This is a genomic window from Acinetobacter sp. YH16056_T (assembly GCF_024605895.1).
In the GTDB taxonomy this organism is placed as follows: domain Bacteria; phylum Pseudomonadota; class Gammaproteobacteria; order Pseudomonadales; family Moraxellaceae; genus Acinetobacter; species Acinetobacter amyesii.
This window is the reverse complement of record NZ_CP094545.1, coordinates 1247657-1259899: the sequence shown is the minus strand read 5'-3', so window position 1 is coordinate 1259899 and position 12243 is coordinate 1247657. Positions and strand designations below refer to the sequence as shown.

Below are 12243 nucleotides of genomic sequence, written 5' to 3'. Positions count from 1 at the left end.
ATTTCATGAAAAAATATCTAATTTTAACTATTCTTTTTAGTACAGTTTTCACTATAACTGGATGCTCTAATGCACAAGAGATTCCAAAGAAAAATGAAGTTGTAGAAGAACAAAAAATATCCCTATCAGATGATATTATCATCCAAAAATACAGAATATTAATGAATGATATAGACATTCATAACCCTAAATCTAAAGAAAAATTAAAAAATATTTTATTAGATGTAAAAAAAATCCAAGCTCAAAATGAGCGAGAAAAAATAGAAATGAATATTTATCTCTCTTTAGAAATGTATCAAGAGGCTTATGAATTAAATAAGAAACAACTCAATGAGAGACCAACTCAAGCTAAATTATTTAAGCACTGTGAACTAATGCAAATTTTGAAATATCCGCAAAATGACCTGCGATCTTGTCAGAGTAAAGTAGCAGAAGGTATAAGGAATGAATTAAAGACTATCCCCAAAGATGATCCAGCCTATCCGTATGCTAAATGGGGATATTTATTAGCTATGTATAAATCAGGACATGGTGAGTATAAAGAACAAATGGAAAAATTCATTAACTCGACTACAGATGAAACAATGAAGTTCCAATTTCAGGGTTCTTATGAAATGGCAATTGAAAGTAACAATTGAAATAGTGCATGTATTAATTATTTTTTAATATTAATCATATCCATATTACAAAAAAAGCCTATATCAACTGTACAGGGCTTTTTATGATTCATTGTTTCCAACCCCATTTATGAAACAGTGTTCCATAAATTTCTACGCTAAAAAATATCTCTATCCAAAGAATTCACCTCCCATCGTAGCCACCGCTCCCTAAATTTTGTAGAATAGCGTTTTTACCCCATGGTGCTTTTCTATGACCGCTTGGACTGCTCACGTCACTGTTGCGACAGTCGTTGAAAAAGACGGAAAATTCCTATTTGTTGAAGAACATACAGAAGGTGTGACCCATACTGTATTTAATCAACCTGCAGGTCATGTTGAAGCTGGCGAAACCATTATTGAAGCCGCCATTCGAGAAACCATGGAAGAAACAGGTCACGATGTAGAAATCACGAACCTCCTAGGCATGTATACTTATACTCCTCCGATGTTCCCTGATCGTACTTATTTCCGTTTCTGTTTCTTAGCTAAAGACATTCAGCACCATGCCGATGCACAATTAGACACAGGTATTGTCGGTGCAGTATGGATGACGCTTGATGAACTCATTGAGTCTGCCCGTGCGCGTAGTCCATTAGTCATCAAAGCTGTGCAAGATGCTCTTTCAGGTCAAAAATTTCCTTTATCGCTCATTTACGAGCACCAAAATTCTCCCTTAATTTCAAATTTGGATGCTTAATCCTATGCAACAACGTGTCATCGTCGGTATGTCTGGTGGTGTAGATTCTTCTGTATCTGCAGCACTTTTACTTCAACAAGGTTATCAAGTTGAAGGTCTTTTCATGAAAAACTGGGAAGAAGATGACGGCACGGAATACTGTACGGCAATGGAAGATCTTGCCGATGCTCAAGCCGTTTGTGACAAAATTGGAATCAAACTTCATACCGCAAACTTTGCGATGGAATATTGGGACCGTGTCTTTGAGCATTTCTTAGAAGAATATGCCGCAGGTCGTACACCAAACCCAGATATTCTCTGCAATAAAGAAATTAAATTCCGTGCATTTCTCGACCATGCTGTGAACTTAGGTGCTGACTTTATTGCGACAGGCCACTATTGCCGCCGTGGTGAAACGCTAAAAAATTCACGTGGTGAAGAGTATGCCCCTCTACTGCGTGGTCTAGACAACAACAAAGACCAAACCTATTTCCTACATGCAGTGCATGGTCGTGAAATTAACAAAACTTTGTTCCCTGTGGGTGAAATTGAAAAACCACAAGTGCGTAAAATCGCTGAAGAATTAGGTCTAATCACCGCGAAGAAAAAAGATTCAACAGGAATTTGCTTTATTGGCGAACGTCGATTTAATGACTTCTTAAAGCAATATTTACCTGCTCAACCCGGAAAAATCGTCCTAGACACGGGTAAAGAGGTTGGTGAACATCACGGCTTAATGTACTATACGCTCGGCCAACGTGGTGGCATCGGTCTTGGTGGTCTAAAAGGTGCTGAAGAAGGCGCTTGGTTTGTACTGCATAAAGATATCGAAGGTAATCGCCTAGTCGTTGGTCAAGGTCATGAACATCCACTCATGCAAAGCACCATTTTATGGTCTGAAGCGATTGATTGGGTGGCTGGTGAACAAGAGATTCCTGAATCAGGCTTCCGCTGCACAGCGAAAACTCGTTATCGTCAGCCTGACCAAGACTGTACAATATTTAAAGACCCTACAGCGCCAAATGGTGTGCGTGTCGAATTCGATGAGCCACAACGTGCTGTTACACCGGGTCAAAGTGTGGTGTTCTACACCGGTGAAGTTTGTTTAGGGGGTGGTGTGATTCATCATACCAATGCGCCTAAACCGGATTTTATTGAATAAGGATTGTTTCGGATGACAGAGTTACCGTTTCAACAGCCTCAGACTCTGAATACTCGCCAAAATCGTGCATTGGCGTTAGCTGCTGTTTTTCAAGCGACACAGCTGACCCACATGACTGCATTGACTGGGCAACAGAGTATCGGGGAAAGCGGTAACTTTTATTTTGAACATCTCATTAAAGCCAGTTTAAATATCCGTCCTAAGTCGAATCAGTCTAGTCAGACGCTTGATTTTTTTAGTGGCTTGGCGGATATTTCGCTGGGATTAAAAACCTTAGAAAGTAGCATTACTCAACCCTTCAATACATCTCCCAAATCTAGACTTCCTAAACTTGCCAATACTAAGCTACCCATGACGTATGCGATGGCGTTATTGCAGTTAGAAAAGAAAGTCTATAGCAATCCTAAATTTGTCGAAACCATTGAACAATCCCAACAAAAAATTCTAAGACAGCTTTCCTTTTTTGATAATAATTATTTACATCCAAGTATCATTGCCAATTTAGCGCAAACCTATATTGAAACTGCAGGCCAAATTAATCCACGTATTATGGTTCGTGGTAATGCCGAAGCATTTAAAGACACTTCTCATACCAATCGCATTCGCGCCACCTTATTTACCGGCTTACAAATGGCACATTTATGGCGTCAGCTCGGTGGTAGCTCATGGGGTATGATTTTCAGTAAGCGCAAGCTACTACAAGATATTCAAGATCTTGCCCGTTTACAGTATCAGGTGGTTTAACTGATGCAGTACGGGCTTTTTGTTTTACGTTTAATTCCAAAATTTAAGGAATCGCTATGAACGCTTTAACCGCACTTTCTCCATTAGATGGACGTTACGCAAGCAAATGTGATGCTCTACGTCCCTTCCTCTCTGAGTTTGGTTTAATCCATGCTCGTGTGACTGTTGAAGTGCGTTGGTTACAAGCACTTGCAAACCGTCCTGAAATCACTGAAGTTCCAGCGTTCAGTGCTGAAACTAACGCTGCGCTTGATGCAATTGTTGCGAACTTCTCTGAAGACAATGCAAACCGCATTAAAGAAATTGAACGTACAACAAACCATGATGTAAAAGCAGTTGAGTACTTCTTAAAAGAGCAAATCGCACATATCGATGAGCTTAAAAATGCTGGAGAATTCATTCACTTTGCATGTACATCTGAAGACATCAACAACTTGTCTCATGCTTTAATGCTTAAAAATGGCCGTGAAGTTTTAGTTGCAGCAATGCAGCAAATCATCGATTCAATCGTTGCTTTGGCTGAACAACACGCTGAACAACCAATGTTGTCTCGTACACATGGTCAAACTGCAAGCCCAACAACTTTGGGTAAAGAAATGGCGAACGTGGCTTACCGCCTTGCACGTCAAATCAAACAATTCAAACAAGTTGAATTACTTGGTAAAATCAATGGTGCAGTAGGTAACTACAACGCGCACTACTCTGCTTACCCTGAAATTAACTGGCCTGCGCATTCACAAGCATTTGTTGAATCATTAGGTTTAGAATTTAACCCGTACACCACTCAAATCGAACCACATGACTACATGGCGGAACTTTTTGATGCGCTACGTCGTTTCAACACCATTTTGATCGACTTTAACCGTGACGTTTGGGGCTACATCTCACTTGGTTTCTTCAAACAACGTTTGAAAGAAGGCGAAGTTGGTTCTTCAACAATGCCACATAAAGTTAACCCAATTGACTTCGAAAACTCTGAAGGTAACTTGGGTATTGCGAATGCGGTATTGGCTCACCTTGGTGAAAAACTTCCTGTATCTCGTTGGCAGCGTGACTTAACTGACTCAACTGTGCTTCGTAACATGGGTGTTGGTTTTGCACAAAGCTTGATCGCTTTTGAAGCTTGCTCTAAAGGTATTGGTAAACTTGAATTGAATGCTCAACGTATTCTTGAAGACCTTGACCATGCGCAAGAAGTACTTGCAGAACCGATTCAAACTGTTATGCGTCGTTATGCAGTTGAAAAACCTTACGAAAAACTTAAAGCCCTAACTCGTGGTCAAGCAATGACTCGCGAAATGATGGTTGATTTCGTAAATGGTAACGAATTAGAAGCTGTTCCAGCTGCTGACCGTGCGCGTCTTGCAGAAATGACACCTGCAACATATACAGGTAATGCATCAACTCAAGCAGCAAACATTAAAGATCTTATTTCTAAAATCTAATTTTAGATAGATCAAAAAAAACGAGGCTTCATGCCTCGTTTTTTATTTATAATACTTCTGCTCTCTTTGAGATGAGGAGCATGCTCCGCAAGGAGATGAGACTATCCAACTCTCCCTTGCGAACTCAGAATATATTCTGAGGATTCTCATCTCCTATAAGGAGATAGAAAATTTAGACGCAATTTTATTCTGCAGGGCAATATTTCGCCCAATCATCTTTCATTCGCTGTAATTCACAACCCGTTAAAACATCTGAGTAATAAATATAATATGTGGCATTGGGATACTGAATTTCATGGCGAAACATCATGCCCCGCAAAGATACAGAGAGCTCTTCTGGAAAATCATCTGTTAAATTAAGTTCTTCAAACTCATAGTTAAAATAACAATTTTGAGTCGCAATAAATGCCTCAACAACGGCCATAGTTACTTCCAAATACATAAACTTAGAGGTGGTCCCACATGTTTGAACAACTAAAAGCGTATTTATAAGTGATATTCCGCTCTAGTTAAGCCACCTTGTTTTGTTGGGGTAGCTGATCATAGTAAAACTCATTTAGCCTTGCGAAGCAGTGCTTCTCATGTCTAGACTCGAATGAGGTCGTTTCAGATTATAAAACTCAAAATATGCACTCAATTGCTTTTTCGCATCTGTGACACTGCTATAAGCTTTGAGATACACCTCTTCATATTTAACGCTCCGCCATAATCGTTCAACCATCACATTATCTACCCATCGACCTTTACCATCCATACTGATTTGAATGCCATTTGATTTCAATACATCAATAAATGCATCACTGGTGAACTGACTGCCTTGGTCTGTATTCAATATTTCAGGTGATCCATATTTTTCAATCGCTTCATTTAAAGCCGAAATACAAAAATCCACCTCCATACTAATCGATACCCTATGCGCAAGTACCTTGCGGCTATGCCAATCAATCACAGCACATAAATAAACAAAGCCTTTTGCCATAGGGATATACGTTATATCCGTAGACCACACTTGATTACTGCGCTGAATAGCCAATCCTTTGAGCAGATATGGATATTTACGGTGAGCTTGATTAGCCTGGCTTAAATTTGGTTTGCAATATAACGCCTGAATACCCATTTTCTTCATTAAAGTACGTGTATGACGTCGTCCTATATGATGCCCTTGACGTTTCAACAAATCACGCATCATACGACTGCCTGCAAAAGGATATTGCATATGTAATTCATCAATACATCGCATCAGCTTCAGATCTGATGAGCTAACAGGTTTTGGGCGATAATAATAACAACCACGAGAGACTTTCAGTAACTTAGCTTGTTTAGATACTGAAATCTGAAGTGAGTGATCGATTAACTTTTGTGGTTGAAGCGGCCCAGTTTCTTCAACACACCTTCTAAAAAATCAATTTCTAATGCCTGCTCACCGATTTTTGCATGTAACTTTTTAAGATCAATGGGAGGTTCTGATGGAGCTTTTGATTGATCGAAAGCTTGTGAGGAAGCTGAGATCAATTGATTTTTCCAGTCAATAATTTGGTTTTGATGAACATCAAACTCAGAACTCAATTCAGCAAGTGTTTTTTCTGCTTTGATCGCAGCAAGTGCTACCTTAGCCTTAAAGTCGTTTGAATGATTTCTTCTTGGTCTACGTGCCATAAAATACTCCATATATTGATGTTTATAACATCATTTGGGGAGCAAAATATCACTTATAAGTGTTGTTCAAATTTCCTGATCCACCTCTGTTACGCACCTAGAAGTAATTTCTCATTTTAAAAATGATTTTTAAGTCTATTCGACGGAGTCTTACATCTAGGAATTGAATAACGGGATTAGCCTTCGGCTGGAGGTACTTTTACGAAACGATGTTTCTCATTCGGCAAAATGAGAAGCGAAGCTTCGCAAGGAAACCATCTTGCGGAGCAATGCTCCTCACCGCAAAACTCGTTCGCTCGCGTCTACGTATTCAAAGTATCGCAAAAACATTTTTGATTAGAAGCAGCCCTGTCTCAAACACTTGCGGATGACGTTACCGCGTATCGTTGTTTTATTTGAATCAAATTGCACTTCTGGTGTTACTGCGTAACATCAGTTAAATATTTAAGCAGTCCATTGAATTAAGATTGAATCTGACATTTGCGGATTCAATTTTCGGTCATAATACTGAAAGCACGCTTTTGCTCCCGCTGGCATTTTTTGTAGATCATCATCTATACGAAAATGCCGTGTATATTTTGTATGATTCACTAAAATTTCAACCCGCTCAAAAGGCTGTCTTTTATTTATATTTCCGCTACTCATATAACTCTGATAGGCCACAACAGTGCCGCAGGCTTCAGAGCGAACATCTACCTGTAGTGATGAACAATAAATATAGCCTGCCAACAGTGTTGCTGCTGGGCCAAACAGCGCAGCATACTGTTTCAGCACAGATTTTTTCACACTTTGAAAATGCAGCAAATATAGCCAAGGCCAAACCATTAGGCAAATGACACCACCTAAAATAAACAGAAAATTAGACATCATTATCATCAATATCTATGTACGCAACGCAATCTATCACAACAGCATCGTTTAGCATAAAAAAAGCTCACCGAAGTGGGCTTTAAATGCTTCATAACAAAAACAATTTTAGAGTTTAGGGTCACGCAACTGCACGAGGCTCGAATTGGCTTTGCTCAATGACTCCATCACTTTAGACATGACTGCAGGAACCAATGAGTCCGCAATTTGCGCTGCTTGTAAGCCCAACTTCTCACCAAGTGTTGGTTTTTTGCGGGTTTCAATCATATATACATCATGTTGTGGCATGAGACTTAACAGATATTCATCTGACGTTTGCAATTTATCGACTAGATTAAGATCAATGGCATCTTGACCATACCAATGCTCACCTGTGGCAACTTTATCGACATTGAGCTGAGGACGGTATTTTTCAACAAAGTGTTTAAACAAGTTATGGGTTTGCTGTAACTCTTCTTCAAATTTGGCTTTACCTTCAGCAGTATTTTCACCAAACATAGTTACGGTACGTTTGAACTGACCCGCGGTATACAGTTCAAAATCGATATGTTTTTCTTTCAATAAACGGTTAAAGTTCGGCACTTGTGCAACTACACCAATCGAACCCACCAAGGCAAATGGTGCTGAAACGATCTCATTTGCAATGCAGGCCATCATATAGCCACCGCTTGCAGCAACTTTATCCACGCAAATGGTTAAGTTAAATCCAGCATCACGTAAACGTACCAATTGTGCAGCGGCCAGACCATAGCCATGCACCATCCCGCCTGGACTTTCTAAACGTAAAACCACGCGGTCACGTCCTGCTTTTGCTGTCGCTAAGATCAGGGTAATTTCTTCACGTAGACTCGTTACCGCAGATGCAGCGGTATCACCATTAAAATCGATTACATAAATTTTTTGGTTATTCTTTTTACGTGCGCGCGCTTCTTTTGATAATTGTTGGCTTAGTTGCAGCAGCTCAAGTTTAGATGCAGTCGTTTGCGCAATTTTTTTTCGTTGTTCATTAATACGTGCATTTAAATGGCTTACACGAATTTCCGCAGGCAACTTGGGATTATGAAATAGCATAAAATTGAAACTCATTTAATTCATATTTATGTTGTATAACATGTGGGTTGCATCACAAAAATTCAATCTATTTTTTGAAAATAATTCTCATTGAGCCAAATTGAGCATTTTATTTTTATCAAGACTTTTTGACCTAATTATTGACTTCATAAAAAAAGAGCCTTTCGGCTCTTTTTTAGACAGACTAGATTAGCCAAAACGCCCGGTAATATACGCTTCAGTCAATTGATGATCCGGTTGAGTAAAGACTTTTTCAGTGGAATTCACTTCAATCAAATCACCCAAATGGAAATATGCAGTACGGTCAGATACACGTGCTGCTTGTTGCATCGAGTGCGTCACAATCGCAATGGTATATTGCGCTGAAAGTTCAGTGATGAGTTCTTCTACTTTTGCAGTTGCAATCGGATCGAGTGCTGAACAAGGTTCATCCATCAAAATCACTTCAGGACTGACAGCAATGGTTCGCGCAATACATAGACGTTGCTGCTGACCACCTGAAAGTCCTGTACCCGGTTGGTTCAAACGGTCTTTCACTTCATCCCAAAGGCCTGCTTTACGCAGACTATTTTCAACAATTTCTTCCATGTCGTATTTGTCACGTGCCAAACCATGCAATTTTGGACCATAAGCGACATTGTCAAAAATAGACTTTGGGAATGGGTTCGGCTTTTGGAAAACCATACCCACTTGGGCACGCAGTAACACCACATCGAGATTTGGATCATAGATATCTTGATTATCCATAAGCACTTGCCCTGTCACACGACAAGAATCAATCGTGTCATTCATACGGTTGAGCGTACGTAGGAAAGTTGACTTACCACAACCAGACGGACCAATAAAGGCAATCACTTCATTTTCATAAATGTTCAGATCTATGCCTTTGATCGCTTCAGATTCGCCATAGTACACATGCACATCATTGGTACTGATTTTCACATTGGTCGATTTCGCATCTTTTTTCGCACTAGATTGCGTATCGAACTGTGACACAAACGCAGTATTGGTTTGTTTTTGGCTGCCCTGAGCAGAGGTAAATTGTGTTTGTTCTGGATTCACGGACTTATCCTGATCTAAGGAATTCTTTTCTGTTGTAACGACGCTATTCATATAATGCCCTCAATTACCAGCGTACTTCAAATTTCTTACGTAACCAGATCGCTAAACTGTTTAAGCCGATCATGAGAGCAAGAAGTACAATGATTGCTGCTGCGGTACGCCCTTCAAAGAAGTTACGTAGCTCGTTACCTTGCCAAAGGAAAATTTGTACAGGTAATGCAGTGGATTGATCTAAAGGAGTGGCTGGTACACTTGCCACAAAGGCACTCATACCAATCAATAATAATGGAGCAGTTTCACCTAAGGCTTGCGCAACACCAATAATGGCACCGGTTAAGATGCCCGGCAATGCCAGTGGCAAGACATGGTGAAATACAGTTTGTAAACGTGATGCACCTAAACCTAATGCGGCTTGACGAATCGATGGCGGGACAGCTTTTAGTGATGCACGTGTGGTAATAATGACCGTTGGTAGTGTCATCAAACTTAAGACTAAACCACCAACCACAGGTGCCGAAAGCGGCATGTGCATCCAACCAATAAAAATCGCAGTACCAAGTAAACCAAACACAATCGAAGGAACCGCTGCTAGGTTGTTAATGTTGACTTCGACAACATCGGTAATCCAGTTTTTAGGTGCAAATTCTTCTAAGTAAATTGCGGATGCTACACCGATTGGAATCGAAATAATGATCACGATCAGCATCATAAAGAGTGAACCCATAAACGCCCCTGCTAAACCTGAAGTTGCAGGTGAGCTACGAGAGTCTGGATTCTTAAATATTTCAGTATTAAATGAGTTAGTAATAACACCATCAGCTTTAAGTTTATCTGCAAGTTGGCGTACTTCTGGGCTCAATTGTTGCTGTTCATCAGGCAAGCTACGGTCAATATTACCGGCTAACCAGACATCGACATTGGCATCTGCAAGGATTTTAAAATCTTGTTTTTGACCGATCAATGACGGATCTGCCATAACCATGTCACGTAAGCGATATGCTTCTGAACTGGTATATAAACTGTTGAGATCATCACGTTGAGAGGCAATCGCTGGATCTTTTGCAATGATCCCATTTACGATCAGCGCATCCCAATCCACCATGCCCATTTCAGTTTGCCAAGCAATAAAACGCTCTTGGAACTGTGCAGGAGATTCACCTTCTTTTTGAACCGGTTTCGCTCCTACATTGACGATACTTGGATCAAAAAACACAGGCACCGTCATCGAGCTTTGCCAGAATGCTGGTAAGCCTTTGGCTAAAATACTGCCAAACAATAGCACGACGAACAATAAGCCAGTCACTACTGCACTAAAGCCCAAGACACGGAAGGTATTTTCTTTACGGTGTCTTTTTGCCAATGAGTTTTCAATGATTTTCTTACGTTTTTCACGAAGCTCAGCGGCTGCATGTGAATCAAATTTTTGATCCATATTTGATATATTCGTCGTACTCATTCGTATTGCTCACGGTATTTACGCACAATGTACAGTGCAACAATATTCAGACCTAAAGTAATCACAAACAGTGTTAAACCAAGTGCAAAAGCAACCAATGCTTGAGGACTCGCAAAGTCTGTATCACCTGTTAATTGGTTTACGATGGTAATGGTGACTGTAGATACCGCTTCGAGTGGGTTGATATGCAGTAAAGGACTGTTCCCTGCTGCAAGCACCACAATCATGGTTTCACCAATTGCACGAGATGCAGCCAATAAGAATGCACCGATAATGCCCGGCAATGCAGCTGGAATCACCACTTGACGAATGGTTTCTGATTTTGTCGCACCCAAACCAAGTGAACCGTCACGAAGCGCGCGAGGGACTTGGGTAATGATGTCGTCAGATAATGATGAAACGAATGGGATAATCATAATCCCCATCACAAAGCCTGCTGTTAAAGCACTGGTTGCATTAATATCGAGTCCGATATATGCGCCGAGCTGTTTTGCAAAAGGTCCAATAATCATTAAGGCAAATACACCATAAACGATGGTTGGAATACCTGCGAGAACTTCAATGGCAGGTTTTGCCCAAGCACGGAAACTTGGCTTTGCATATTCAGCTAAGTAAATGGCAATCATCAAACCAACAGGAACAGCAACCAATAGCGCAATACCACTGACCATGAGTGTGCCCCAAAGGAGTGGCAGCAAACCATAACTACCTTCGGCATTCCCTGATGTACTAAAACCGGGGTTCCATTCAGTGCCTAAGAAGAAATCTAGTGGACTGACAAAACTAAAGAAACGCATGGCTTCACTGAACATCGACATCACAATGCCAACTGTTGTCAGGATTGCGACACCCGAACACAGTGCCAATGCGATATTAATGACTTTTTCGACTTGGTTACGTGCACGATATTTTTCTGCGATGCGGCGTTTAGCCATGACTAAACCAATCAATGCCGCACAAATCACAATGGCCAATTTTGCATATGAGCCAATGTTTTCAATTTTCTTTAATTGTTCTGCTGCTGCAAGTTCATATGCAGCTGGCGTATCACTCACCCCAAAACCAGAAGCAATCGCTTGAACGCGGTCAACCATTACGCTCGTGCTTGCAGGATCTAAACTTAAACGAATATTTTCAGGGACATTATTTAAAATAACATGTTGAAAAATACTCGGTTCAACCAAGTTCCAAACAATCAAGATTAAAAAAGCGGGAATCCCACACCATAAAGCGACCAAAACACCATAGTAGCCCGGTCGTGAATGCAACATTGCTGAGTTATTGCCTTTACCTGCAAGTTTGCGACTTTTGGTCAGTCCAACTTGATAAGCGATTGCAATAATTGCGAGCAACACACCAATAAGTAGCAGATTCATGTAATCTCCACTGTTTTTTCAAAAGCCCTTCTTGAAAAAACTGTTTCTTTGCAAAAAGCCAATGGCAGG

11 protein-coding genes and 1 pseudogene are annotated in these 12243 nt (G+C 40.4%); 5 read left to right on the top strand and 7 right to left on the bottom strand.

Going from position 1 to position 12243, the window contains the following annotated elements; genetic code table 11:
- The first annotated feature begins 5 nt into the window (after positions 1 to 5).
- From MST17_RS06390 to purB, 5 genes are all read left to right on the top strand, one after another.
- Positions 6 to 638 carry a hypothetical protein gene (locus MST17_RS06390; RefSeq protein WP_168379209.1) on the top strand — a complete coding sequence of 211 codons (633 nt, stop codon included), beginning with the start codon at positions 6 to 8 and terminating at the stop codon, positions 636 to 638.
- Between the two features lie 232 nt (positions 639 to 870).
- Positions 871 to 1356, top strand: a complete 486-nt coding sequence (locus MST17_RS06385) for an NUDIX hydrolase (protein WP_078190179.1) — start codon at positions 871 to 873, stop codon at positions 1354 to 1356.
- Positions 1357 to 1360: 4 nt separating this feature from the next.
- Positions 1361 to 2497 (top strand): tRNA 2-thiouridine(34) synthase MnmA, encoded by a 1137-nt coding sequence (gene mnmA, locus MST17_RS06380; RefSeq protein ID WP_168379207.1) that lies wholly within the window; start codon positions 1361 to 1363, stop codon positions 2495 to 2497.
- A gap of 12 nt (positions 2498 to 2509) precedes the next feature.
- Positions 2510 to 3241: a high frequency lysogenization protein HflD gene (gene hflD / locus MST17_RS06375; RefSeq protein ID WP_218945479.1), complete on the top strand. Its 732-nt coding sequence runs from the start codon at positions 2510 to 2512 to the stop codon at positions 3239 to 3241.
- Positions 3242 to 3297: 56 nt separating this feature from the next.
- Entirely contained in the window at positions 3298 to 4686 is a 1389-nt protein-coding gene (gene purB / locus MST17_RS06370) for an adenylosuccinate lyase (protein ID WP_168379206.1), read from the top strand.
- A gap of 184 nt (positions 4687 to 4870) precedes the next feature.
- On the opposite strand, the gene MST17_RS06365 is transcribed toward purB, so the two are convergent.
- The 7 genes and pseudogenes from MST17_RS06365 to pstC all read right to left on the bottom strand — a co-directional run bounded on the left by MST17_RS06365 (position 4871) and on the right by pstC (position 12174).
- Positions 4871 to 5110, bottom strand: coding sequence for a hypothetical protein (locus MST17_RS06365; RefSeq protein WP_180004910.1), 240 nt, complete (start codon positions 5108 to 5110; stop codon positions 4871 to 4873).
- Between the two features lie 85 nt (positions 5111 to 5195).
- A pseudogene (locus MST17_RS06360) lies at positions 5196 to 6342 on the bottom strand (IS3 family transposase).
- Positions 6343 to 6786: 444 nt separating this feature from the next.
- Positions 6787 to 7212, bottom strand: a complete 426-nt coding sequence (locus tag MST17_RS06355) for a hypothetical protein (RefSeq protein ID WP_252725857.1) — start codon at positions 7210 to 7212, stop codon at positions 6787 to 6789.
- A gap of 105 nt (positions 7213 to 7317) precedes the next feature.
- Positions 7318 to 8280, bottom strand: a complete 963-nt coding sequence (gene sohB / locus MST17_RS06350) for a protease SohB (RefSeq protein ID WP_180026305.1) — start codon at positions 8278 to 8280, stop codon at positions 7318 to 7320.
- Positions 8281 to 8469: 189 nt separating this feature from the next.
- Positions 8470 to 9393, bottom strand: a complete 924-nt coding sequence (pstB, locus tag MST17_RS06345; protein WP_168379202.1) for a phosphate ABC transporter ATP-binding protein PstB — start codon at positions 9391 to 9393, stop codon at positions 8470 to 8472.
- A 13-nt stretch (positions 9394 to 9406) separates the two neighbouring features.
- Positions 9407 to 10798, bottom strand: a complete 1392-nt coding sequence (gene pstA / locus MST17_RS06340; protein ID WP_180026306.1) for a phosphate ABC transporter permease PstA — start codon at positions 10796 to 10798, stop codon at positions 9407 to 9409.
- Positions 10795 to 12174, bottom strand: coding sequence for a phosphate ABC transporter permease subunit PstC (pstC, locus tag MST17_RS06335; RefSeq protein WP_168379200.1), 1380 nt, complete (start codon positions 12172 to 12174; stop codon positions 10795 to 10797). Before pstC ends, pstA begins: the two co-directional genes overlap by 4 nt.
- Between the last annotated feature and the right edge of the window lie 69 nt (positions 12175 to 12243).